The 23,923-nt window shown below is 66.5% G+C and carries 24 protein-coding genes, 1 tRNA gene and 1 pseudogene; 14 read left to right on the top strand and 12 right to left on the bottom strand.

All coding sequences use genetic code 11. The features are described from left to right. Window positions 1-182: 182 nt before the first annotated feature. Window positions 183-1,178, top strand: a complete 996-nt coding sequence (locus NATOC_RS06665) for a phosphate signaling complex PhoU family protein (RefSeq protein ID WP_015320658.1) — start codon at window positions 183-185, stop codon at window positions 1,176-1,178. A 122-nt stretch (window positions 1,179-1,300) separates the two neighbouring features. Continuing rightward, a complete protein-coding gene (locus NATOC_RS06660) occupies window positions 1,301-1,513 on the top strand; it encodes a DUF7511 domain-containing protein (protein WP_015320657.1) in 213 nt (70 codons plus the stop codon). A gap of 55 nt (window positions 1,514-1,568) precedes the next feature. Here the strand turns inward: NATOC_RS06660 and NATOC_RS06655 are convergent, their stop codons facing one another. The 3 genes from NATOC_RS06655 to NATOC_RS06645 form a co-directional block, all read right to left on the bottom strand. Further along, window positions 1,569-1,940, bottom strand: a complete 372-nt coding sequence (locus NATOC_RS06655) for a 30S ribosomal protein S8e (protein WP_015320656.1) — start codon at window positions 1,938-1,940, stop codon at window positions 1,569-1,571. 72 nt (window positions 1,941-2,012) lie between these two features. Beyond that, window positions 2,013-3,428: an outer membrane protein assembly factor BamB family protein gene (locus NATOC_RS06650; RefSeq protein WP_015320655.1), complete on the bottom strand. Its 1,416-nt coding sequence runs from the start codon at window positions 3,426-3,428 to the stop codon at window positions 2,013-2,015. Between the two features lie 247 nt (window positions 3,429-3,675). Next, entirely contained in the window at window positions 3,676-5,934 is a 2,259-nt protein-coding gene (locus NATOC_RS06645; protein ID WP_015320654.1) for an NADP-dependent malic enzyme, read from the bottom strand. Window positions 5,935-6,060: 126 nt separating this feature from the next. Between NATOC_RS06645 and NATOC_RS06640 the strand changes: the two genes are divergently transcribed. Continuing rightward, on the top strand, window positions 6,061-6,555 hold the full coding sequence (locus NATOC_RS06640; RefSeq protein WP_015320653.1) for a phosphopantetheine adenylyltransferase: 495 nt from the start codon (window positions 6,061-6,063) through the stop codon (window positions 6,553-6,555). A gap of 115 nt (window positions 6,556-6,670) precedes the next feature. On the opposite strand, the gene NATOC_RS06635 is transcribed toward NATOC_RS06640, so the two are convergent. Continuing rightward, window positions 6,671-6,979 (bottom strand): transcription initiation factor IIB family protein, encoded by a 309-nt coding sequence (locus NATOC_RS06635; RefSeq protein WP_015320652.1) that lies wholly within the window; start codon window positions 6,977-6,979, stop codon window positions 6,671-6,673. A 244-nt stretch (window positions 6,980-7,223) separates the two neighbouring features. Here NATOC_RS06635 and NATOC_RS22260 point away from each other — a divergent pair, with 244 nt between their 5' ends. The 5 genes from NATOC_RS22260 (at window position 7,224) to NATOC_RS06615 (ending at window position 11,065) form a co-directional block, all read left to right on the top strand. After that, a complete protein-coding gene (locus NATOC_RS22260; RefSeq protein ID WP_169330925.1) occupies window positions 7,224-7,397 on the top strand; it encodes a hypothetical protein in 174 nt (57 codons plus the stop codon). A gap of 46 nt (window positions 7,398-7,443) precedes the next feature. After that, window positions 7,444-7,528, top strand: a tRNA-Leu gene (locus tag NATOC_RS06630). Window positions 7,529-7,860: 332 nt separating this feature from the next. Beyond that, the gene (gene dacZ, locus NATOC_RS06625) at window positions 7,861-8,685 is read left to right on the top strand and encodes a diadenylate cyclase DacZ (protein ID WP_015320650.1); all 825 of its coding nucleotides are present in this window, start codon (window positions 7,861-7,863) and stop codon (window positions 8,683-8,685) included. A gap of 1 nt (window position 8,686) precedes the next feature. Next, window positions 8,687-9,451: a mechanosensitive ion channel domain-containing protein gene (locus NATOC_RS06620; protein ID WP_015320649.1), complete on the top strand. Its 765-nt coding sequence runs from the start codon at window positions 8,687-8,689 to the stop codon at window positions 9,449-9,451. 228 nt (window positions 9,452-9,679) lie between these two features. Continuing rightward, window positions 9,680-11,065, top strand: coding sequence for an APC family permease (locus NATOC_RS06615; protein WP_015320648.1), 1,386 nt, complete (start codon window positions 9,680-9,682; stop codon window positions 11,063-11,065). On the opposite strand, the gene NATOC_RS06610 is transcribed toward NATOC_RS06615, so the two are convergent. Continuing rightward, window positions 11,062-11,886 carry a nucleoside phosphorylase gene (locus tag NATOC_RS06610; RefSeq protein ID WP_015320647.1) on the bottom strand — a complete coding sequence of 275 codons (825 nt, stop codon included), beginning with the start codon at window positions 11,884-11,886 and terminating at the stop codon, window positions 11,062-11,064. The genes NATOC_RS06615 and NATOC_RS06610 overlap by 4 nt on opposite strands. A gap of 58 nt (window positions 11,887-11,944) precedes the next feature. Between NATOC_RS06610 and NATOC_RS06605 the strand changes: the two genes are divergently transcribed. Both NATOC_RS06605 and NATOC_RS06600 read left to right on the top strand, forming a co-directional pair. Next, window positions 11,945-12,382 carry a DUF488 domain-containing protein gene (locus NATOC_RS06605; RefSeq protein ID WP_015320646.1) on the top strand — a complete coding sequence of 146 codons (438 nt, stop codon included), beginning with the start codon at window positions 11,945-11,947 and terminating at the stop codon, window positions 12,380-12,382. 68 nt (window positions 12,383-12,450) lie between these two features. Beyond that, window positions 12,451-13,195, top strand: a pseudogene (locus tag NATOC_RS06600) (glucose 1-dehydrogenase). A 15-nt stretch (window positions 13,196-13,210) separates the two neighbouring features. Here NATOC_RS06600 and cdd read toward each other — a convergent pair. The 7 genes from cdd to NATOC_RS06565 form a co-directional block, all read right to left on the bottom strand. Beyond that, on the bottom strand, window positions 13,211-13,600 hold the full coding sequence (cdd, locus tag NATOC_RS06595; RefSeq protein WP_015320645.1) for a cytidine deaminase: 390 nt from the start codon (window positions 13,598-13,600) through the stop codon (window positions 13,211-13,213). A gap of 46 nt (window positions 13,601-13,646) precedes the next feature. Beyond that, window positions 13,647-14,723 (bottom strand): ABC transporter permease, encoded by a 1,077-nt coding sequence (locus tag NATOC_RS06590; RefSeq protein WP_015320644.1) that lies wholly within the window; start codon window positions 14,721-14,723, stop codon window positions 13,647-13,649. Next, window positions 14,716-15,942: an ABC transporter permease gene (locus tag NATOC_RS06585; protein ID WP_015320643.1), complete on the bottom strand. Its 1,227-nt coding sequence runs from the start codon at window positions 15,940-15,942 to the stop codon at window positions 14,716-14,718. The genes NATOC_RS06590 and NATOC_RS06585 overlap by 8 nt, the downstream gene beginning before the upstream one ends. After that, window positions 15,942-17,564 (bottom strand): ABC transporter ATP-binding protein, encoded by a 1,623-nt coding sequence (locus tag NATOC_RS06580; protein WP_015320642.1) that lies wholly within the window; start codon window positions 17,562-17,564, stop codon window positions 15,942-15,944. The genes NATOC_RS06585 and NATOC_RS06580 overlap by 1 nt, the downstream gene beginning before the upstream one ends. Before the next feature lie 7 nt (window positions 17,565-17,571). Further along, window positions 17,572-18,624 carry a BMP family lipoprotein gene (locus NATOC_RS06575; RefSeq protein ID WP_015320641.1) on the bottom strand — a complete coding sequence of 351 codons (1,053 nt, stop codon included), beginning with the start codon at window positions 18,622-18,624 and terminating at the stop codon, window positions 17,572-17,574. Window positions 18,625-18,727: 103 nt separating this feature from the next. Then, window positions 18,728-20,095 carry a phosphohexomutase domain-containing protein gene (locus NATOC_RS06570; protein WP_015320640.1) on the bottom strand — a complete coding sequence of 456 codons (1,368 nt, stop codon included), beginning with the start codon at window positions 20,093-20,095 and terminating at the stop codon, window positions 18,728-18,730. Window positions 20,096-20,138: 43 nt separating this feature from the next. Then, entirely contained in the window at window positions 20,139-20,762 is a 624-nt protein-coding gene (locus NATOC_RS06565; RefSeq protein ID WP_015320639.1) for a MaoC family dehydratase, read from the bottom strand. 231 nt (window positions 20,763-20,993) lie between these two features. On the opposite strand from NATOC_RS06565, the gene NATOC_RS06560 reads away from it, so the two are divergent. Genes NATOC_RS06560 through phaC form a run of 4 tightly spaced genes read left to right on the top strand, consistent with a single transcriptional unit; the run spans window position 20,994 to window position 23,802 of the window. Beyond that, window positions 20,994-21,314, top strand: coding sequence for an AbrB/MazE/SpoVT family DNA-binding domain-containing protein (locus NATOC_RS06560; RefSeq protein WP_015320638.1), 321 nt, complete (start codon window positions 20,994-20,996; stop codon window positions 21,312-21,314). Next, window positions 21,311-21,796: a hypothetical protein gene (locus NATOC_RS06555; RefSeq protein WP_015320637.1), complete on the top strand. Its 486-nt coding sequence runs from the start codon at window positions 21,311-21,313 to the stop codon at window positions 21,794-21,796. Before NATOC_RS06560 ends, NATOC_RS06555 begins: the two co-directional genes overlap by 4 nt. Before the next feature lie 42 nt (window positions 21,797-21,838). Then, window positions 21,839-22,384: a poly(R)-hydroxyalkanoic acid synthase subunit PhaE gene (locus NATOC_RS06550; RefSeq protein WP_015320636.1), complete on the top strand. Its 546-nt coding sequence runs from the start codon at window positions 21,839-21,841 to the stop codon at window positions 22,382-22,384. Next, a complete protein-coding gene (gene phaC / locus NATOC_RS06545) occupies window positions 22,381-23,802 on the top strand; it encodes a class III poly(R)-hydroxyalkanoic acid synthase subunit PhaC (RefSeq protein WP_015320635.1) in 1,422 nt (473 codons plus the stop codon). Before NATOC_RS06550 ends, phaC begins: the two co-directional genes overlap by 4 nt. The last annotated feature ends 121 nt before the right edge of the window (window positions 23,803-23,923 follow it).

Raw genomic sequence — 23,923 nt, 5'->3', positions numbered from 1 at the left:
TCTATAGTCGATGGCGTCTAAGTACCCTACTATGTTTTCTATATATCTCTATGTTCGACATCGGTTCCCAGTGTCAGCGAACCCACAGAGCGCAACGAGCGACGGGGATCGCGACCGAGGCCCGGTCGACGACGCCTCTATAGACCGGTGTCGTTTATACGGTCAAAGCCAAACCCAGGAGTATGGAGACGCGCAAGGTGCAGGTAACCGGCGGCTCTACGTACACCGTCTCGTTGCCGAAATCGTGGGCGACCGAGAACGGCGTCAGCGCCGGCACGACCGTCGAGTGTTACCCCGAGGACGACTCGCTGTTACTGACGCCCGCGAGCGAGACCGACCGCCAGGAGGGGACCCTCGACGTCTCCGACCTCGAGGGCGAGCGGCTCACCCGGGCGGTGATGACGATGTACGTCAGCGGGTTCGACATCATCCGTCTGGAGGCGGGACGGATCACGACCGACCAGCGCCGCGCGATCCGGGACGCGACCCAGAGCCTCGTCGGCGTCGAGGTCCTGGAAGAGACGACCGACAGCGTCGTCATCCAGGACTTGCTCGACTCCGCCGAGCTGTCGATCGTCAACGCCGTCTCGCGGATGCGCCTGATCGCGACCTCGATGCTCGAGGACGCCGTCACCGCCCTAGTCGAGAACGACGACGACATCGCCCAGGACGTGATCGAACGCGACGACGACGTCGATCGGCTCTGGCTGGTCGTCTCCCGGATCTTCCGGGCGACGCTTCGCTCCCCGCGGGCAGCCGAGGAGCTCGGCGTCCCCCGTGAGGACTGCTTCGACTTTCACTCCAGCGCCCGCCAGCTCGAGCGGGTCGCCGACCACGCTGCCAAAATTTCCAATCTCGCGCTCAAGCTCGACGCGATCCCCGAGGACGTCGCCGAGGCGCTGATCGCCCTGCGGACCGACGCCGCCGACGTCCTCGAGAAGGCGATGGACGCGCTGTTCGCCGAGGAGACCGACGAGGCCAACCGGCTCGGCCACGCGGCCCGGGAGGCTGTCCTCGAGATCGACGAGCACACCCGCTACATCGACGACATCCTCCGGGACCTCGAACCCGTCCAGGCCCAGTCGCTCGGACTGATCGTCGACTCGCTGTCTCGAAGCGCCGACTACGGCGGCAACATCGCCGAGACGGCCCTCCAGAAGGCCGCACCGCGGCCCTGAGCCGTTCGATTCGGCCCTGACCCGTCCCGGGTACGGCTCCCTACGGTCGTCTCGCGACGGGTACGATCCCCTCAATAGCACAACTAGCAACCGATATAGGTCGATTCGACGTCACAACGACTATGGGAGGACGCTCGACCGAGGACGTCCCGAACCGCAATCGATCGACTGATTCCGAATCCTCGACGCCGCTCCTCGACGCCGCGGTCGTCGCCGACGAGGGCGGAGACGATCGTCGAACGGTCTCCCCCGCCAACTGTCCGGACGAGCGGAAGCCGACGGTGTGGCTGAGTGCGAACGCGAGCGCGTTCGTCGATCTCGAGGAGTGGCGCTGACCGGCCTAACGGCTCGCTGGAGTCGTGGCAGCAGAAACAGTTCAGTAGCCGCGATTCAGTCGAGAAGAACGGCGTTGACCTGGCCGGTCTGACCGGGACGGGAGGTCACGCGGGCCTGTCCCTCGGAGGTCTCGATGACGGCGCCTTTCGTGATGATGTTCCGTCGGACGTAGTTGGGGTTGGCGTCGTTCTCGACGACGTCCTCGATCTCGGCGGTGATCGTCTCGCCGCCGTCGTTGACGTTCGCGACGTCGGTCGCGAGCGCGCGAGTCTTCGTGTCGGTACCTCGGACGTCGACGACCCGGAACCGGGGCTCGCCGACCTGGGTCTCGGTCGGGAGTCGACCGAGCTCGTTCTTGCGGCGCTTTCGGACGTTCTTCAGTCGGCCACCGGTTCGCTTGCGCGTAGAGCGTCCCTGGTCTTGCATACTCGGACAACGTTCCGGCGGATACTTGAATCCACGCTTTCGGATCGCCCCGCGATTTCGCCCAGCTGCGGGTCACTCGTCGGGAACGAGGCAGTAAGCGTGGCCCGGTTCCTCGAGGATCGTCTCGGCGTCGTCGTCCCAGTAGTTCGTGAAGACGCCCCGCTCGGCGTAGTAGATCCGATCGTCGTGGGGGACCGGCGCGCTCGTGACGTGGCCGCGGTTCTGTACTCGCCAGCGCCGTTCCCCGGTCTCTTTATCAAGCGCGTACAGGTGCGAGTCGTAGGAGCCGACGAGGACGGAGCCCGCGGTGACGGTCACCGCGCCGATGATCGAGCCGTTGACGTCGGTCGCCCACAGCTGGTCACCGGTCTCACAGTCGATCGCGTAGACGTGGTCGTCGTTGCTCCCGGTGTAGACGACGTCTTCCTCCGGGTCGAGCGCGGGGTTTGCCATCGACCGGTGCTCGAACTCGAAGGCCCACTCCTCGGTGCCGTCCTCGAGGTCGATACAGTAGAACTGCTCGTCCCAGGAGCCGACGTAGCCGTAGCCGTCGTGGGCCGCGATCGTTCCCTTGATCTCGGCGCCGAGGTTGAACTCGCCGTCGGCCCGTTCCTCGCCGTCGGGGCCGTCCTCGCCCCCGGTCTGGAACTCCCAGGCGAACTCGAGGTCGGGGAACTCCCAGCAGTAGACGACGCCGTCGTTCGACCCCGCACAGATCCGTCCCGTCTCGAGGTCGACGGTCGGCGAGGGGTGGGGCTGGCCCCAGATGCGGTCGTCGTGCCAGGTCGGCTCGCCCGTCGTGGCGTCGAACGTCCACAGCGCACCCGAAGAGGGGCTACCGTACTCGGCGATCACGTACAGCGTCCCGTCGTAGTAGGCGGGACTCGACCCGATCGCCAGCGTCCCCTCGAGTTCGTGGGATGGAGTGTGCCAGACGATCTCGCCGGTCTCGACGTCGATCGCGTACAGGTCGCCGTCGTAACCGCCGATGTAGGCGGTGTTGTCGACGATCGCCGGCGAACCGTGAAAGCCGAGATCGGTCGCGCCGGTTTCGGTCAGCCAGCGGGGCTCCCCCGAGGGCTGGACGCCGTGGACGAACCCGGTGTCCCCGGCGATCACGATCGTCTCGCCGTCGGGCGTCGGCAGCGGGCTCGACTTCGCCGCGGTGTGGCCGACGTTGTTGATCGGGAACGACCAGTTGACGCTGACGGCGTCGGGGACGGTCTCGTCGGGATAGTAGCCGAGCCGTCGCAGCCCCCGACGGAACATGGTCACGTCGTCGTCCGGGTGAGTCGCGTACGTCGAGACGCCCTCGGCGACGTCCGGATCGGCGTTCGTCTCGGGGTCGTCCTCGGACGGGTCCCACAGGGTACACCCCGCGAGCCCCGCGGTCGCGGCCGCGCCGACGGCACCGAGGAGCCGTCTGCGATGGCGCGAGTCGGTCGCCGCGGCGGTATTCGTGGACGAGGACGCGGATCGATCTGTCATGCTGTGAAAATTCGAGGGATCGATACCACAAAAGAATCTCGGTGTCCGTCCTCGTGTTCGCGGACGCGAGAGCCGCGAGGCGACTCGATCGTTCGACTACTCGTCTTCCTGGGCGTCGACGACCGCCACGCCCGCGAGGTTAGACCGACCTTTTTTCCGTTCGGGTGGCTCGTTCTACTCGCCACCACTCACGCAAAAAATCTCGACCAAAAAAGAGCCGCTCACTCCCTCCGGTCGTTCGCGGGTGTTACTCGTCCTGCTGGGCGTCGACGACCGCCACGCCCGCGAGGTTGACGATGTCTTTGACCTCGTCGCCCCGCTGGAGGACGTGGACGGGCTCGTCCATCCCGACGAGCATCGGTCCGATCGCCTCGGCGCCCCCGAGTCGCTGGAGCAGCTTGTAGCCGATGTTGCCCGACTCGAGGTTCGGGAAGACCAGCACGTTGGCGGGTTCCTCGAGCTCGGAGAAGCCGTAGGTCCCCTCGAGGATGTCCTCGACGACGGCGGTGTCGGCTTGCATCTCGCCGTCGACCGGGAAGTCAACCTCGGGATCGTTCTGGAGCTGGGTTGCGGCTCGGCGGGGTTTGCGGGTCCCCTCGTTGTCGACGCTGCCGAAGTTCGAGTACGACAACAGCGCCGCGCGGGGCTCGACGTTGAACCGGCGAGCGAGCTTGCCGGTCTGTTTGGTCACCTCCGCGAGGACCTCCTCGTCCGGGTCCTGGTTGACCGTCGCGTCGGCGATGAAGATGACCCGATTCTTGAACGTGAGCATGTAGACGCCAGCGGCGTAGTCGACGTCGTCGGCGGTGCCGATCACCTGCAAGGGCGGGCGCAGCGCGGAGGGGTAGTGATACGAGAGCCCGGTCAGCAGAGCGTCGGCGTCACCCTGTTCGACCATCACGCTCCCGAAGTAGTTCGAGTCGGTCTCGATGAGCTCGCCCGCCTCGGTTCGGGTGATCCCCTTGCGCTGGCGCAGCTCGTGGAGCCGCTCGGCGTAGGCCTCGTAGTCCCCGACGGACGGATCCGCGACCTGGGGCTCGAAGTCCAGCCCGAGGTTCGCGGCGGTCTGGCGGATCTCGCTCTCGTCGCCGATCAGGATCGGCATCGCGATCCCCTGCTCCTGGATCTGGTAGGCCGCCCGGATCATCTTCTCGTTCTCGCCCTCCGCCAGGGCGACCCGCTTGGGGTCGCTTTTGGCCTTGTTCAGGACGACCCGCATCATCTCGCGGGACTTGCCCAGCCGGGCTTCCAGCTGTTCTTCGTACTCGTCGAGGTCGATCTCGGTGCGGGCGGCGCCGCTTTCCATCGCCGCCTCGGCGACGGCGGGCGCAACCCGGAACAGGACCCGCGGATCGACCGGCTTCGGGATGATGTAGTCGGGCCCGTACTGCAGTGGCTCGTCGCCGTAGGCCTTGACGACGGCGTCAGGGACGTCCTCGCGGGCGAGCTGGGCGAGCGCGCGGGCGCAGGCGACTTTCATCTCCTCGTTGATCTCGGTCGCGCGGACGTCGAGCGCTCCGCGGAAGATAAAGGGGAACCCCAGGACGTTGTTGACCTGGTTGGGGTAATCCGACCGCCCCGTCGCCATGATAACGTCGTCCTCGCGGGCGGCTTTGGCCTCCTCGTAGCCGATCTCGGGGTCAGGGTTGGCCATCGCGAAGATGATCGGGTCGGAGGCCATCGACTGGACCATCTCCTGGGAGACGATTCCGCCCGCCGAGAGCCCGACGAGTACGTCCGCCCCTTCCATCGCGTCCGCGAGGTCGCCCTCGGGCAGCGCCCGGGCGAACTCCCGTTTGTACTCGTTGACGTCTCCGCCCTCGGCGCGGCGTTCGGTGATAATTCCCGAGGAGTCACACATCCTGATGTTCTCCTTGCGAACGCCGAGCGAGACGTAGAACCGGGCGGTCGCGATCGCACTCGCGCCCGCACCGGAGAAGACGACCTCGAGCTCCTCCAGGTCCTTGCCCGCGATGTCGGCAGCGTTGACGAGCGCGGCCCCGGAGATGATCGCGGTGCCGTGCTGGTCGTCGTGGAAGACCGGGATGTCCATCTCCTCGCCCAGCCGCTCCTCGATAGTGAAACACTCCGGCGCCTTGATGTCCTCTAAGTTGATCCCGCCGAAGGTCGGACCCATCATCCGCACGGCGTTGATGAACTCCTCGGGGTCGTTTTCGTCGAGTTCGAGGTCAAAGACGTCGATGTCGGCGAACCGTTTGAACAGCACCCCCTTCCCTTCCATCACCGGCTTCGAGGCCTGAGCGCCGATGTCGCCCAGCCCCAGTACCGCGGAGCCGTTCGAGACGACGCCGACCAGGTTCCCCTTCGCCGTGTAGGAGTACGAGTCGGTTTCGTCCTCGGCGATCTCCAGACACGGCGCGGCGACGCCCGGCGAGTACGCAAGCGAGAGATCCCGCTGGGTGTTCGTCGGTTTCGTCGTCGATATCTCGATCTTCCCCGGGGGATCCGCCCGGTGGTACTCCAGTGAGTCCTCGTCGAGTCCCATACCCGTGCCACTGTGGGATACCACTAAAAACAATGCGAAAGGCACAATCGACGATCGTCGAACACCGGCGGGACGGAGCGTTGACGGAGTCGACCGTTTTATACGCGCCGCCCCAGTGGATTCGGTATGGACGTCGCGCTTGGTGGGACGTTCGACCCCGTTCACGACGGCCACCGACGGCTGTTCGAACGGGCGTTCGAACTCGGGGACGTAACCGTCGGACTCACGAGCGACGAGCTCGCACCGAAGACTCGTCACGTCGAACGCCACGTCAACTCCTTCGCGGAGCGAAAGAAGAACCTAGAACAGGAGCTCGAGCCGCTGGCGGCCGAACACGACAGGGCGTTCGAGGTCCGGAAGCTCGAGGAGTCGACGGGGATCGCGACCGAGCCACAGTTCGACTACCTCGTCGTCTCGCCCGAGACGATCGAGGGCGGTAAACGCATCAACGAGCTCCGCCACGAGCGCGGCCACGACCCCCTCGAGATCATCGTCATCCCCCACGCGCTGGCCGACGACGGCGACATTATCTCGAGTACACGGATCGTCAGCGGCGAGATCGACGAGCACGGCAACGTCCTCGAGGACGGCGACGATCCCGAGCGGCAGGAACACCACTAACTGTCGGCGACACGGAACGTCGTTCCGAGTTTTGATCAGCGATCCGATCGTTCGCTCCGGTTTCGGCCACAATATCGTACACTTACGCGTGGCAGGTTCGGTGAAACAGTCCTTACTACCACCGCGGCGGTTCGAGTCCGGCGTCCTCGAGGAGTTCCTTCCAGCGTGACTGAATCGAGAGCCGGGAGACGTCGGTCGCCGACGCGACCTCCCCCTGGGTGCGACCGTCGCTTGCGACCAGCGACCCCGCATACAGGCTCGCCGCGAGCGTCGCTCGCTTCGATCGGTCGGCCTCCGGCACGTCGAGCAGGAACAGCTCCGTCGCACACGAGCGGGCTTCGCTCGACAGCTCCAGCCGGTCGGCGGCCTGCTCGAGTTCCTGGAGCCAGGCGTCGTACTCGACGCGATCCCGGGCGCTGTGCATGCGTCTTCGTATCCGGCCGCCGGGAATAAACCTACGGCCCGTACACGAGGTGACGGTAATCCCGAACGAACGGATCGGTCCGGCTCCCAATAGCCGGCTAGGCACGGCAACATTCAGCTACGAACGACTCACCGAACTGGCCGTTCGCTGCGGATTTCACTAGGACACGACTACTAAAGCACCGCTCTCTCGAACCCCGAGTCGACGCCCGTCGCTCCGACCGAGTCGGCGGTTCGTACGCTCCATGAAAGAACCAACATGCAAGCTGGTGTGTACCGGTTGCGGTCTCGAGATGCCCTATCGCGATCGGTCGTTGGCCGAGCAGGCGGCCGAACTCCACCAGCTTCGCGACGCAGAACACGTCACATTCATCGTTCCGCCCGACTGGTCGCCCGAGGAGCCGGTCAAACACGAGTGAGCCGGATCGACAGGTTCTTACTCGGCTCGCGAAAACCAGGGAACGAGCGCGGGTAGCCAAGCTAGGCCAACGGCGCAGCGCTTAGGACGCTGTCCCGTAGGGGTCCGCCGGTTCGAATCCGGTCCCGCGCATGCTTCTCCGAGCACTACCGCGAGGAGAAGCATCACGACGAGGATTCGAATCAGACGAGTCACAGCGCCCGAGCGAAGCGAGAGCGATTGTCTCGGCGAGGTCCGAACCCGGTCTCGCGCGTCCTGTTCCGACGTTCCGCGAGGACGCACTCGTCCGGGACCCAATCGCCACGAGGACTCGACCGAGCCCTGCCCTGCATCCGCCATGAAGACGTCTCGCTGTCGCTGGGATCCGATCCGACGAGGAGGTTTTTTATCTGTGGTATACGTTGGCAAGATGGGCGTCAGACAGTCCACAACGCTTATTCGCGCGGGAGCGGCTTGTATGAGCAATGGCCGGGTTAGACGATGTCTTCGGGGACCTCTTTTCGAGCGTCGACGGCGTTGCGCTGTTCTCACCGAGTGGCTCCTACTACGAGCGCTTCGCCGACCTCGAGGACGAAGACGACGCGGTCGAGGTAATCGTCGTCGGCACCGAAAACGACGTCGGCGCGGACACGTTCGTCGAGCTTCCACTCGAGTTCGACAACATTTCGGATCGGATCCGGTTCGGACTCGAGGGTGCGCTCGACCAGGACATCATCGACGACGGCGACACGTTGGCGTGTGCGACGAGCGTCTTCAGCGACGACATCGACACCGTCTCGCGGGTGCGGGCTGACGCGGACAACCACACCGGCATCTACGATCTGTTCGCCCGCTCGCGCGCCGATCCGGAGGTCGTCAAGTCGGTACTGGAGCTTGCGATCGAGCTGGGACAGAAGGGCCAGAAGGGGAAACCCGTCGGTGCCCTGTTCGTGGTCGGCGACGCGGGGAAGGTGATGAACAAGTCCCGGCCGCTGTCGTACAACCCCTTCGAGAAATCCCACGTCCACGTCGGCGACCCGATCGTGAACGTGATGCTCAAGGAGTTCTCACGGCTCGACGGCGCCTTCGTCATCTCCGATGCGGGCAAGATCGTCTCGGCTTACCGCTACCTCGAACCCTCGGCCGAGGGGGTCGACATTCCGAAGGGGTTAGGCGCCCGCCACATGGCCGGCGGCGCGATCACCCGGGACACGAACGCGATCTCGATCGTGCTCTCGGAGAGCGACGGTCTCGTCCGGGCGTTCAAGGCCGGTGAGATCATCCTGGAGGTCGATCCGGAGGCGTACTAACATGGACTGGCAGACGCTCATCGACGAGCCGGCGGTGATAGCAACGGCGGTGTTGATCCTCGGGGTCGTGATCGGCTACCTGGTCGGCCGACTCAACGAGGAGCTGTTGACGGCCTCGGGTGTCCCCGAAGCCGTCGAGGGGACGCCCTTCGAGCGAACCGCACAGTCGCTCGGTACCTCGACGGTCGAGATCGTCGCCCGGCTGAGCGCGTGGTTCATCTACGGCATCGCCGTCCTGACCGCGATCCACATCGCGCAGCTGCTGGACACCGACGCGTTCTGGCTTCGGGTGACGGAGTTCATCCCGCAGGTATTCGTCGCCGTCCTCGTGATGATCGTCGGCTTCATCGTCGCCGACAAGTCGGAGCTGGTCGTCAGCGAGTACCTCCGCAGCGTCAAGCTCCCCGAGGTAGCGGTCATCCCGAAGGTCGTCAAGTACACCGTCCTCTATGTCGCCCTGATTATCGCGCTTGGACAGATCGGGGTCCACATTCTCGCGCTGTTGATTCTACTCGCCGTTTACGCTGCGGGAGTCGTTCTCGTCGGCACCTACGCGTTTCAGGACTTTCTGGTCTCGAGTGCGGCCGGAATCTACCTGCTTCTCAACCAGCCCTACGGGATCGGTGACCGAATTCGGATCGGCGACCAGACCGGGATCGTCCAGGAGGTCGATCTGTTCGTCACGAAGATCGAGGACGACTCCGAGGAGTACATCGTCCCGAACCGGAAGGTCTTCGAGAATGGGATCGTCCGCGTTCGGGAGTAGGCGGGGGAGGGAGCGTGGTCCTGTCGAGCCCCGAACCACGGTAACGGCGATCGTGTCGCGAGAAGCGGTCCGAACCTCGTCAGTGCCGCGTTCGTTTCGAGACGGCCGTGGGCGGGTCCGCGCCGAGAGCAGTACCTCCAATAGTACTGTAAGCGAAATATCCCGAATTACAAAACACCGTTATCGGTACACACATATTTATTAAACAGCAGGCGAGTTTGGTGTGTAATGTCGAACCACGGTATAATCGACTCCAAGGTCGGGCTCGTCGGCGCGACGGTGCTCATCATCGGCAACGTCATCGGAGTGAGCGCGTTCGTGTTACCGGGGCCGCTGGCCGGCGACGCCGGTCCGGGAGTGCTGATCGCGCTCGGGCTCGCGATGCTCCCGCTCGGGTTCGGGATCCTCATGTCCCTGCAGCTCGGGAGCGCGATCCCGGTCGCCGGCGGCAGCTACGTCTACGCCTCACGACTGGTCGGCCCGTTCTGGGGATTCCTGTTGCCCTGGATCACCATTCCGGGCGTCTGGGCGGGGATGCTGTTCATCGGACTCGGGTTCGCCGAGTACGCCGGCTTCGTCGCCGACACCGTCCCGTTCGTTCCCGCGATCCCCGAGCTGGCTCTGATCTACGGGCTGTTGCTCCCCTTCATCGTGCTAAACGTTCTCGGGATCAAGATGGTCGCGGTCGTCCAGTTTCTAATGGTCTCGCTGATCGTCGTCGGAATGCTCGCGTTTATCGTTCCCGGCGCGTTCGCGATCGACGTCGACAACTACACGCCGCTGTTTCCCTACGGCGGCGGCGAGGTCATCGTCGCGGTCGTCTCGCTGTACTTTCCGCTTCGGGGGTTCCGGCTCGTCGTCGAACTCGGCGAGGAGATGAAAGAACCGGCGAAGAACATCCCCCGCGTGCTGGCGCTGTCGGCCGTCGTCTCGCTTTCGTTGCTCGTCGGCCTCGTCGCCGTCCTCGTCGGGACGACGAACCACGAACTGCTGGGCGGGATGGACGCCGCCGTCGCGCAGGTCTCGATCGAGAACGTCCCGACGGCGCTGACGGCACTTGTCCTCGTCGCCGCCGCGATGGGGGCGCTGACGTCGATCAACATGACCTACACCGCCTACTCGCGGCTGCTGATGCGAGCCGGGCGCGACGACATCATCCCCGGTTCGATCGCCCGGATCCACGATCGGTACGACTCGCCGTACGTCGCCGTTCTCCTGCTGGGCGTGCCGCCGCTGCTCGTCGCGCCGATCTCACCCGGAACGGTCACGCTGTCGGTCGCGCTCTCGCTGACGATCCTGTTCGGACTTGCCGTCTCGGGCGTCGCGCTCTGGCGGCTTCCCGAGGAGTTCCCGGATCGCTACGAGTACTCGCTGTACAGGCTCCCCCCGTGGCTGCTCAAGGTCACGGCCGTCGGCGCGGTCGCCTCGGCGGCGTTTCTCTGGGTGCTGGTCTCGACGCAGCTCCCGGCGATGGTCGCGGTTCTGGTCGGCTGGATGGCGCTTGGCTACGCCTTCTACCGCGCTCGACTGTGGTACTTCGGCGAGCGCGGGATCGACCTCGAGACACGGATGCAACGGCTCCACGAGAACGAGCAGCTCGAACCGGAGGGTTAGTCCTCGAGCGAGAGTCCGGCGTGCCAGCGGTCGACGCCCGCTTCCCGCTTTTTCTCGTCCATCCTCGCGAGCAGGTGGGTCGCGAGCGTCGCGGTCTCCGCGGCTCGGGATTCGCCCTCGGTGCTGAACTCCCCGCCCTGGCGGTCGGCGTACACCGTACAGACCGCGCCCGCACGCAGCCCGTAGACGCTCGCGAGTGTCATGATGGCGCTCGCCTCCATCTCGATGTTCTTGACGTTCGCGGCGGCGAGCTCCTCGATCAGGTCCTCTGAGCCGGCGGCCTCGAACCCCTCGAACCCGGGCCGTCCCTGGCCGGCGTAAAACGAGTCGGCGCTCATCGTGACGCCGGTGTGGTAGTCGTACCCCAGCCGCTCGGCGGCGGCGATCAGCGCGCTGACGACCTCGTGGTCCGCGGCGGCGGGGTAGTCCTCGCGGACGTACTCGTCGCTGGTGCCTTCCTGGCGGAGGCCGCCGGTGGTGATCACGAGGTCGCCGACGTCCATCTCGGGCTGGACGGCACCACAGGAGCCGACGCGGATGAACGTCTCACAGCCGACACGGGCCAGCTCCTCGACGGCGATGGCCGCGGAGGGACTGCCGATCCCCGTCGAGGTGACCGAGATCGGCGTCCCCTCGTAGCTGCCCGTCGCGGTGCGGTACTCGCGGTGGTGAGCCCGGATCTCGTGGTCGTCCCAGTAGTCGACGATGACCTCGAGCCGCTCGGGGTTGCCCGGCAGGAGGACGGTGTCGGCGACGTCCTCGGCGGCGACCTCGAGGTGGTACTGTACGTCCGCGTTCGGATCTTCGCTGTCTCCCGGCATTCGGCTCCGCGGTTCGCGCTCGCGGTGTATATAAATGCCGGGCTCCCGTAGCCCGGGTATGGCAGACGGCACGCTCGCGGACACCTACGTCGCCGCGCTCCAGCACGACCTGGCGGATCTGCCCCCCGAGGCGACCCTGGTCGGCGTCGTCCGGAAACCTGCGCCGTGGTTTTCCGCTGCCGTCGACGAGAACGTCCCCGAACTGGGACCGCCCGCCGACCTCCTCGAGGCGGTCCGAACAGCCGAGGACGATCTCAAGATGCAGGGCCTCTGCGAGGAGGGGGCGCACAACGCCGCCTGGGATCGGGTGGATTTCGGCGAGCGCTACCGCAGCCACCTCGAGGGGTCGGCCGACGCACAAGCCGCCCTCGAAGAGCTCACGGACCGACTCGCCGACGGGGAGTCGCTGGCGCTGGTCTGTTACGAAAACACCGAGAAAAAGCGGTGTCATCGGACGATCCTGCGGGGACGACTCGAGGAATCGTCGTCGCGGTGATCGCGTTTGTCCCCGCGCGTCGAGAACCACCCTGCCGTTTTGCCGCGATTCTTGTGGAAAGGTACCATATATCGTATAATCTGGATGGAAAGACCGCCGTCGTGACCGGGGGCGCGTCCGGGATCGGGAGAACCACCGCACTGCGGTTCGCGAGGGAGGCGCGAACGTCGTCGTCACCGACGTCCTCGCCGAGGAGGGACGAGCGGTCGTCGAGGAGATCGAGTCGGCGGGCGGAGCCGCAACGTTCGTCGAGACCGACGTAACCGACCGGACGCCGTCGAGGCGATGGTTACGGCCGCCGTCGACGCGTACGGGAGTCTCGACAACGCGGGTATCGAAGGCGAGGACGATCCGACCGCCGAGCAGACCGAGGCCAACTAGGACCGGGTCCTCGAGATCAACCGCAAAGGCGTCTGGCTGTGCACGAAGTACGAACTGCAGGAGATGGCCGCCAACGGTGGCGGCGCCGTCGTCAATACGTCCTCGATCGCGGGGCTCTCCGCCGCGGGGGCGGCGCCGTACGCCGCGAGCAAACACGGGGTCGTCGGACTGACACGCGTGGCTGCAACGGAGTATGCCTCGGCCGACGTCCGCGTCAACGCGGTCTGTCCCGGAGTCATCGGGACGGCGATGGTCGAACGGGCGGCCGAGGAGGACCACGAAGAGATCGAGCAGTTCGTCGGAATGCAACCGCTCGGTCGAATGGGACGGCCCGAGCAGGTCGCCAGCGCCATCGTCTGGCTCAGCTCCGACGAGTCCTCGTTCGTTACGGGCACCGCCAACCCCATCGACGGCGGCTTCACGGCGCGGTGACCGGTCGACTCGTCGCTACTCGAGTGTCTCCTGTGTGATCGTGTTCGGCAGCAGCTCCTCGAGGGTGTACTCGGTGACGGCGTCGTCGCCCTCGTCACAGAGCACGACAAGGTCGCCGTCGCAGAACTCCGCGAGCGTCTGGCGACACATCCCGCAGGGCGTGACCCCGTCCCGACGGTCGGAGCTGACCGCGAGCCTGGAGAACTCGCGGTGGCCGTTCTTGACGGCCTCGGCGATCGCGACCTCCTCGGCGTGGAGGCTGTTGCTGTAGTTGGCGTTCTCGAGGTTACAGCCGACGAACACCTCACCGTCCTCGGTCTCGAGAGCGGCGCCGACGCGGTACTCCGAGTAGGGGACGTGAGCATCGGCCTGAATCTCGCGGGCGGCGTCGATCAGCTCGTCCATACGGGCGCTACTGCGAGCGGGTCAAAGAAGGCACCGACCCGCGGGCTCAGTCCTCGTCGCCGTCGTAGGCCTCGCCGGCGGCCTCGGGAAGCCGGGTCTTGCCGACGAAGACGAGGACGACGATCACCGTCACGTACGGCACCGTCCGGATGAGCTCGGTCGGGACGGCGTAACCCAGGTTCTGGAGCTGGATCTGGACCGACTCGAGGCCTGCGAAGAGGAACGAGCCGAACAGCGCGCCGATCGGGTGGTAGTTCGCAAAGAGGTAGGTCGCGATCGCGATGAACCCTCGTCCGCCGATGGCGGTCTCGCCGCTGCCGGCGAAGGTGCCGAGCTGGCCGAGCGCGAAGCCGGCGCCGCCGAGGCCGGCGAACACGCCCGACAGGAGCACGGCGGTGTACCGCACCCGCCGGACGTCGACGCCCGCGGTGTCTAGCGCCTTCGGGTTCTCGCCGCTGGCGACGACCCAGCGGCCGAACGACGTCCGGTTGAGCAGGTACCAGCCCGCGACGGCGGCCCCGAGCATGAGATACACCTGCGGGGGCGTGTCGAACAGCAGGTAGCCGACCACCGGCAGCTCGGAGAGCACTGGGATCGTGACGTTCTCGAAGCGACCGACGCCCGCGGTGTTGGGGCTCTGGAAGACGATCCGTGAAGCGAACGGCGCCAGCCCCAGCGCGATCAGCCAGACCGCGAGACCGGCGATGATCTGGTCGGCCTTGAAATCGATACAGACGATCGCAAAGAGGAGGGCAAAGAGCGTGCTCGTGAGGACGCCGACGGCGAAGCCCCACCAGTGATGAGAGAGCGCCAGCGTCGACTCGCCGGCGCCGAGCCAGAACGTGACGAGGATCGCCGAGAACGCCGAGACGATCAGCAGTCCCTCGATCCCGATGTTGATGACGCCGCTCTTCTCGGCGAAGATACCGCCGATGGCCGCCAGCGCGATCGGGACGGCGAGGCGCAACATCGCGGTGTGGGTGCTCGGGCTGGCCGCGATCGAGAGCAGGGCGCCGGCCCAGGAGTCGGGGAACGCGAGGCCGGCGGCGATCCACAGCGCCGCGAGGACGCCGAGGCCGGCGAGCAGGCTCCGGCGATCGGGTCGGGAGGGAAGCTCAATCATCGACCTCACCTCCGGTCGACCGGGCCGGTTCCGGCTCCTCGACGTCGACGTAGCGTCGCCCGATCATACGGAAGAACTCGGGCATCGCCACGAAGAGGATGATGGTCCCCGAGAGGATGCCGACGAGTTCGGGCGGGACGTCGGTCGCGGTGTTGATCGAGCTCGCGCCGCTGTCGAGGACGCCGAACAGGAACGCCGCGGCGCCGACCCCGAGCGGGTTGTTCCCCGCGAGGATCGAGACGGCGATCCCGTCGAACCCGATGTCGGGGACGTTCTCGAGCCAGCGGCCGTGCTCCATCAGCACCCAGAAGGCGCCGGCGATACCACCCAGCGCCCCCGAGAGAGTCATGCTCGCGACGGTCATGCGCTTCTCGTCGACGCCGCCGTAGGCGGCCGCAGCGGGCTGGACCCCGGTCGTCCGCAGCTCGTAGCCGAAGGCGGTCCGGGCGAGCAGCCAGGCGATCCCGACGATGAGCGCGATTGCGAAGCCCAGCGCGAGCAGCGAGAAGTTCATCCGCGGGCTGAACCCGACCAGCGGCAGGTTCGGGATCTCCGCGTACTCGGGGATGGCCCGGGTCTGGGGGTTGTCACTCGCCGGATCCTGGAACCGCCAGGACAGCAGCGTCGAGGTGACGCCGACGGCAATGAAGTTGAGCATGATCGTCGTGATGACCTCGTTGGCGCCCGCGTAGGCCTTGAGCGCGCCGGGGATCGCCCCGTAGAACCCCCCGCCGACCGCGCCCGCGAGGACGCCGATCGGGACCAACAGGACGGTACCGACGAAGCCGCCGGGGAGGTAGGAGGCGGCGAACAGCACGGTCACCGCGGTCGTCAGCCCGCCGACGACGAGCTGGCCCTGGGTTCCGATGTTGAACAGCCCGGCCCGGAAGGCGACGGCGACCGACAGCCCGGCGAAGATCAACAGCGTGGTCTGGCGAAGCGTCGTCGCGAGGTTGTAGTTGTGCAGCTCCCAGCCGCCCTCGAGGGGGTGTCCCAGCGCGCCGAGGAACAGCTCGTAGTAGACCTGCATCGGGTTGTAACAGAACGTCGCCCCGGCGAGGTCGAGCCCCGCCCGACAGGTCGCGAACGCCCCCGAAACGAACACGAGGACGCCCCCGAGCAGGATCGCCGTCAGCAGCGCCGCGACGCTGATCGCGACGCGTTCGAGCACCGACGCGTGGACGAGTCGCTCGAGCAGCCGTTCGAAGTCCTCGCGCATCAGCGCTCACCTCCGGCGTTGGCGTTGGCGTCGGCGCCGCCTGCCCTCGCGGGCTGTGTCCCCTCGTCCGGTCGCTCCCCGGCCATCAGCAGGCCGAGCTCCTCCTCGGTGACGTCGTCGGGATCCGTGACAGCGACGAACTCGCCCTCGTAGATCACCGCGAGCCGGTCCGACAGCGCCTGCACCTCGTCGAGGTTCGAGGAGACGACCAGCACCGCCTTCCCCTCCCGCCGGAGGTCGAGCAGCCGCTCGTGGATGAACTCGGTCGAGCCGATGTCGACCCCCCGCGTGGGGTGGGTCGCGACCACGAGCTCCGGATCGCGCTCGAGTTCGCGGCCGACGACGAACTTCTGCTGGTTCCCTCCGGAGAACGATTCGGCGTCGGCGTCGGCGGTCGGCGGGCGTACGTCGTAGGTCTCGATGACGTCCTCGGCGTGGTCCCGGACGTCGGCCCAGTCGATGCGTCCGTTCCGGGCGAACCGCGCCGAGCGCTGGCTGCCCAGCACGGCGTTCTCGACGAGATCGAACGGCATGACCAGCCCCTGCTCGTGGCGATCCTCCGGGACGTGGGCCATGCCGCCCTCGATCCGGCGACGGCGAGACCAGTCGGTGACGTCCTCGCCGTCGAAGCGGACCGTTCCGCCGTCCGGCGTTCGTAGCCCCGTGATTGCCTCGATCAGCTCGCTCTGGCCGTTGCCGTCGACGCCCGCGATCCCGACGACCTCGCCGGCCCGAACCTCGAGGTCGATCCCCGAGACGACCTTGACCCCGCGGTCGTCCTCGACGGTGACGTCCGCGGTCGCCAGGACGGGGTCGCCGGTTTTGACGGGATCGCTGTCGGCCTCCAGCAGGACCTCCCGGCCGACCATCAGCTCCGCGAGCTCCTCGCGGGTGGTCTCGGTCGGCTCGACGCTCGCGACGGCCCGTCCGTCACGGAGGACGGTGACGCCGTCGGCGGCGTGTGTCGCCTCGCCGAGCTTGTGGGTGATGAAGATGATCGTCTTCCCGCGCTCGGTCAGGGCCTCGAAGACGCCGTAGAGGTCCTCGACCTCCTGGGGGGTGAGCACGGCCGTCGGCTCGTCGAAGATGAGCACGTCGGCGCCCCGGTACAGCGTCTTCAAGATTTCGACGCGCTGGCGGGCGCCGACGCTCAGCTCGGCGACCGTCGCCGAGGGGTCGACGTCGAAGCCGTACCGATCGCAGAGATCTCGGATCTCGCGGTCGATGCGCGCGCGGTCGACGGCGAGCCCGCCCCACTTCTTGGGCTCGTTGCCAAGCGCGATGTTCTCGGCGACGGTCATCGTCTCGACCAGCATGAAGTGCTGGTGGATCATCCCGACGCCGGCGTCGATCGCGTCCCGGGGCCTGTCGAAGGACCGTTCCTGACCGTCGACGATCACCCGTCCCTCAGTGGGTCCGTAGAGCCCGTAGAGGACGTTCATCAGCGTCGTCTTGCCGGCCCCGTTCTCGCCCAGCAGCGCGTGGACGTTCCCGCGTTCGACCCGGAGGTCGACGTCGTCGTTGGCGACGACGCCGGGGAACCGCTTGGTGATTCCATCGAGGTGAACCGCGAGCTCCTCGTCGGTCCGCACGTCGCTTGCGGCCGCGTCTGTTCCGGTCATCGCTGGCTCATAGCTCCCCCGGGACGTCGATCTCGCCGTCGATGAGCTTCTCGCGGGAGTCCGCGAGCTCGGCCCTGATCTCCTCGGGAATCTCGTCGCCGAGTGACTGCCCGTAGACGACGTCGACGCCGTCGTCCTCGAGGCCGAGCTCCTCGACCTCGCCACCCTCGAACGTTCCCTCGACGGCCGACTCGATCGCGGTAAACACCGCCCGGTCGACCTGTTTGACCATGCTCGCGACGATGACGTCGGCGTAGTCGTCCTCGCTGACCGACTGGTCGTCGTCGACGCCGATCGCGAACCGTCCTTCCGACTGGGCCGCCTGGAAGACGCCGATGCCGGTGCGGCCGGCCGCGTGGAAGACGACGTCTGCGCCCCGATCGTACATCAGGCGTGCGGTCTCCTGGCCGGCCGCGGTGTCGTTGAACTCCCCGACGTAACTCGAGAGGAGTTCGATGTCGGGGTCGACGTACTCGACGCCGGCCGCGAAGCCGGCGTGGAACGACTCGATCAGCGGCGTTTCGGTCCCGCCGACGAAGCCGACCACCGACTCGTCGGGGTTGGTCGAGCCGTCGCCCGCCGAAAACTCCGTCTGGGTCAGCAGGCCGGCGAGGTGGCCGGCCTGAAACGAGCCGCCGGGCTCGTCGAAGACGTAGCTTCGGACGTTGGGCGCCTCGACGACCGAGTCGACGATGATGAACTCCTGGTCGGTGTAGGCCGCGGCGTTCTCGGCGAGGGCTCCCTCCTGTGCGTAGCCGATACAACAGATCAGATCGTACCGCCCCGATTCGGCGAAGTTCCGCTGCGTGCCGTCGAACTCCCCCTCCGACTCGGGCTCGGCCTGATCGAACAGGACGTCGAACTCCTCCTCGGCCCGCATGGCGCCCTGCTGGGCCATGTCGTTGAACGAGTTGTCACCGAGGCCGCCGGAGGCGTAGACCACCCCGACGTTGACGTCCGGATCCCTGCCGGCCTCGTCGAACCCGCTGACGCAGCCGGCCAGTGCGACACAGCCGGTTACCCCGGCCGCGCGCAGAACCTCCCGTCTTTCGCGTGCCATCGTGGTACTGCTAGTCCACGAAGGTGGGTTAAATGGTACGAAATACTGCTCGAGGTTGGACAGTCGTGTATCTACGCTGATCGTTAATTACGTTCGACGACTCTCAGCGGGCCGCTTCGATCGCCGTCTCGATAACGGACCGCCCCTCCGCGACGAGCTCGTCGACCTCGTCGCTCTCGGCGTAGAGCCGAACGTAGGGCTCCGTACCGCTCGGACGGACCAACAACCACGAGGCGTCCGCGAACTCGAGGCGCACGCCGTAGTCGGTGTCGACGCCCGCCTCGGGGAACGCTGCGGGAAGCTCGGACTCGAGCCGGGCCATCGCGTCGGCCTTGAGACGATCGGGGCAGTCGACGCTGACCTTCCGGTAGGGACGCTCCGTGACCGGCTCCCGCAGGCTCGCGACGTCTCCGGCCTCGGCGACGAGCGCGGCGACGACGGCGGCGCTCGCGACGCCGTCGATCCAGCCGCCGAAGGGGACATGGATGTGTTTCCAGGGCTCGGCCGCGAAGACGACCGCGGCGTTCTCGTCCGCCCGCCCGCGTTCCCGAGCGATCCCCTCGTGGAGCGCACCCAGACGGACCCGCTCGACGCGACCGCCGGCCTCCCGAACCCGCTCGTCGATCCGGGCCGAGGCGTTTGGCGTCGTGACGACGACGGGATCGGAGACGTCGCTTCCCGCCGCGTAGTGTTCGGCCGCGACCGCGAGGACGGTGTCCTCGTGGACGACCGAGCCGTCGGGCTCGAGGACGACGAGCCGATCCGCGTCCCCGTCGTGGGCGAGCCCGAGGTCGAACGAGCCTTCGGCGAGGAACTCGCTGAACTCCGTCAGCGTCTCGGGGGTCGGCTTGCTCTCCCGGCCGGAGAAGTGGCCGTCGACGGTGGCGTTGACGCCGACGACATCGGCGCCGAGCGCGTCGAGAACCTGCGGGGTCGCCAGCGCGCCGACGCCGTTCCCGCAGTCGACCGCGATCGACAGCCCCGAGAGCGGGGCCCGGTCGGCGAATCTGGTTCGGACGTAGTCCGCGACGGCGTCGCGGTACTCGCCGAGGACGTCGGCCCGCTCCGAGCGGCCCCACGCCTCCCAGCTGGCGAGTCCGGACTCCTCGGCACTGACCTGTTCGTCGATCAGCGCCTCCGCGTTGCTGTCGTACTCGACGCCGTCGACGAACAGCTTGATCCCGTTGTCGCTGGGCGGGTTGTGGCTCGCGGTGAGCATCACGCCGCGTCGTCCCCGGGACGCGAACGCAAGCGCCGGCGTCGGCACGCGGCCGACCCGACGAACGTCGGCGCCGGCACTCTCGAGGCCGGCCTCCATCGCCGCGGCGAGCGCTGGTCCCGTCTCGCGCCCGTCGCGGCCGACGACGAACGTGGTACCGGGTTCGCCCGCGGCCTGACCGACCGAGAGCGCAAGCGATGGCGATACGTCCTCGACTGGGCCCCGGATCCCCGCGGTCCCGAACAGTGTCATGGTGGGCCGTTCCGCGAGGAGCTACTTATTCGACTCGAACGTGTTACGCCTCGGGGAGGTCGTCGATCAGGACGACGGCCTCACCGTCGACGACGGTCGTGTCGTTGTTCTCGTCTCGGACGACCGTCTCGAGGCGGTACTGGGCGTTGCCCAGGTCCTCGACGATCTCGACGCGGGCCGAAACCCGATCGCCGATCCCGACGGGACCGGCGAACTCGAGATCCTGGGAGAGATAGATCGTCAACCCCGGCAGCCGTGCCAGCGCAGCGCTGATCAGTCCCGAAACGAGCGTGCCGTGGACGATGCGGCCGCCGAAGCGGGTGTCGGCGGCGAACTCCTCGTCGAGGTGGAGCCGGTTCGTGTCGCCGCTGATCTCTGCGAACGCGCGGACGTCCTCGTCGGATAGCTCCTTCTCGAAGGTGACGTTGTCGCCGGGGGCAAGCGCCGTCGGGTCCTCGACGCTGCGTTCGAACGTCCAGTCGGGGTCGGCGAACTCGAGAGAAGGGACCGACGCGTCGGAGTAGTCGTCGCTCGATTCGGTCGAACCCATCGCGGCGACGGCGGCGCGGTTGGCCGCGGTCGCGCTCCGGAGGACCGATCTGGTCGCTGTCGACCAGGCGTTTGCCAGGGCGCCAAAGCCGTTCTCGCCGGCGTTCTGGTGGGACATCTACTTTCGCATAGGGACGAACCCATTATACGTCTTTGGCTACACAATGCGCGGTTATCCGCGGAGACGACGGAGCGGTAACCGACGCTTTCGTCCGACCGCGACGCGGGTTTGGCGGAAAACCACACGAGGGGGCGACGATAGCCCCTAATATGCAACTGAAACCACTCAATGGCACTCGATGGTATGCAGCGGAAACGTTTATCCGTCCGGAGCGTGTTGACTGTATTGATGACGGACGACTCCGACCGATCGCCCTGGTTCCCACCGTCGATGTTCGCCGAGCAGATGCAAAGCGCCGGCGAACAGGTCGCCGAATCCCAGCAGGAGATGCTGAAGCAGTTGCTGGAGGCCGGCTCCGCGAACCCCCTCGAGAGCGCCTCGAGCTTCGGGCCGATGAACATGGGGACGGCGACGTTCAAGGCGCGGGTCCAGAGCGGCGGTCGGATCAGTATTCCCGAACCCGAACGGGAAGCCCTCGACATCGAAGAGGGCGATATCGTCCAGACGATCGTCGTTCCCGTCAAACGCAACCGAGAGGAAAACTCATGACTCAGAACCCACTCACCGCCATGTTCACCGCACAGCGCACCGCCATCGAACAGAGCCAGCAGCTCACCCACGACGCCCTCGAGGCCCAGAAGGCCTCCATCGGCGCCGTCGTCGACGCCGTCGAGTCCTCGAACTCGGCCGTCGAGACCAACGCCGAGTTCACCAAAGGCGCCGTCGAGGCCTACTTCGACGCCGTCGAGGCGTCGCTGCCCGAGGACGGCCTCGACCTCGAGGAGTTCCGCGGACAGTTCGAGGAGAACGTCGACGCGATGACCGAGGCCCAGCAGGAGTCGCTGTCGGCCGTCGCCGAGGCGCTCCGGGAGTCCGAGGCCGCCTACGACGAGTTCGCCGCCAGCTACGCCGAGGTCGTCGACACGAGCTTCGAGGCCGTCCTCGAGGCCCACGAGCAGACCGAGGAGAACGTGTCGGCGATGACCGAGAACGTCGACGCCGTGGCCGAGGAGTTCGACGTTTCGGCGTAACGACCATAGCCTTTTGATCACACGCCCCAATTTTCCCACACAATGACAGACACACCGCCGCAGTCACAGAACTGGAACGCGTTCGCCGAACAGTGGAACGAGCAGTTCCTCGAGGCCTTCGAGAACAACGTCGAGGCCCAGGCCCGATTCGTCGAGAGCTGGGCCGAAACCGTCGGCGAGATGAGCGACGACGCCGAGTTCTCCGACGGCGTCGAGGGTTACGCCCGCGCCTACGAGGCCTGGATGAACGCCTCCCAGCAGATGGTCGAACGGATGAACGACCAGTTCGAGGGCGAGGACGTCGAGATCGAGGAGTTCCGTGACGTCTGGCTCAACACCGCAAACGAGGCGTTCAAGGAGGTCATGTCGACGACCGCCTTCGCGAAGATGACCGGCGAGACCGTCGGCGACGTCCTCGAACTCCAGCAGGAGGCCGACGAGGCCGCCGAGGAGACGCTGCGCTCGCTTGGTTTCCCGACCGAGAGCGACGTCGTCGAGGTCGGCGACCGGCTCGTCGAGCTCGAGCGCCGACAGCACGCCGTCGAGCAGAAACTCGACCGCGTTCTCGACCACCTCGAGGAGCAATGAAGAATCCGTACACGACAGCCCTGGAGATGCAACGGCAGGCCTGGGAGGGTGCCGCCGATCTCGCCGAGAAGACCCAGGTCACACCCGATCGCACCGAAACCCTCGAGAACGTCGCGGTCGGCCAGACGCCAAGCGAGGTCGTCTACGAGGAGAACAAGCTCCAGTTGCTCCACTACGAGCCAAAGACCGAGGAGCAACACGACATCCCGATCCTCATCGTCTACGCGCTGATCAACAAACCCTACATCCTCGATCTCCAGCCCGACCGCTCGGTCGTCCAGACACTGCTCGAGGCTGGCTTCGACGTCTACCTGATCGACTGGGGCGAGCCCTCGAAGCTCGACCGCCAGCTCGGCCTCGACGACTACGTCAACCGCTACATCGACAACTGCGTCGACGAGGTCCGGGAGCGTTCGGGCCAGGACTCGATCAACGTGCTTGGCTACTGCATGGGCGGGACGATGTCGGCCATGTACGCCGCCCAGCACCCCGAGAAGGTCGAGAACCTCGCCCTGATGGCCGCCGGCCTCTGCTTTGCGGGCGAGGGCGGCGTCCTCGAGCTGTGGGGTAGCGAGGACTACTACGACCCCGAGACCGTCACCGAGACCTTCGACAACGTTCCCGCCGAGTTCCTGGACATCGGCTTTGCGCTGATGGATCCGGTCGCGAACAACGTGACGAAGTACGTCCGCTTCTACGACAACATGGAAGACGAGGACTTCGTCGAGAACTTCGGCCGGATGGAGCGGTGGCTCGACGAGGGGATCGACGTCGCGGGGAAGGCCTACGAGGAGTTCATCCGCGACATCTACCAGGAGAACAAGCTCGTCGCGAACGAGCTCGAGCTGGGCGGGGAGGAAGTCGACGTCTCGAACATCGACATGCCCGTATTACAGATCGTCGCGGAGTACGACCACCTCATCCCGCCGGGTGCCTCGAAGCCGTTCAACGAGTCGGTCGCCTCCGACGACACCGAGGTCATGGAGTTCGCGACGGGCCACATCGGGATGTCGGTCTCCTCCCGGAGCCACGCCGAGCTCTGGCCCGACGTCTGTGACTGGTTCGAGGCCCGCTCGACCGTCGAGACCGACGCCGAACCCGAGACGCCCGAACCTGACGAGCCCGACGCCGAACCCGAGACGCCCGAACCTGACGAGCCCGACGCGGGGCTGGCCGGCGACGTCGAGGGCGACGAGACCGGACTCGACGAGTTCTCCGAGGACGCCCTCGAGGAGACGGAGGTCGACGACCTGACCGAACTCGACGGCGTCGGACAGTCCTACGCGAACGACCTCGCCGCGGTCGGGATCACCACCTTCGAGGAGCTCGCCGAGGCCGACGCCGACGAGCTCGCCGAGGAAACCGAGATCGCCGCGGCCCGCCTCGAAGACTGGATCGAGCAGGCCGCCGACCGGTAGCGGCCGTCGACGCGCCGCGAGAACCGGTCATCCGGGCCACCAGGCCGACCGCTTCATCTTTTATTCGACACAGTATTGGATGAAACTCGACAGGTCGTTATATAACAATCGGTGGTGGAGT

It is taken from the genome of Natronococcus occultus SP4 (assembly GCF_000328685.1).
Lineage (GTDB): Archaea > Halobacteriota > Halobacteria > Halobacteriales > Natrialbaceae > Natronococcus > Natronococcus occultus.
Note: the sequence above shows the minus strand (reverse complement) of the source record. Positions and strands in the feature narration are given on the sequence as shown.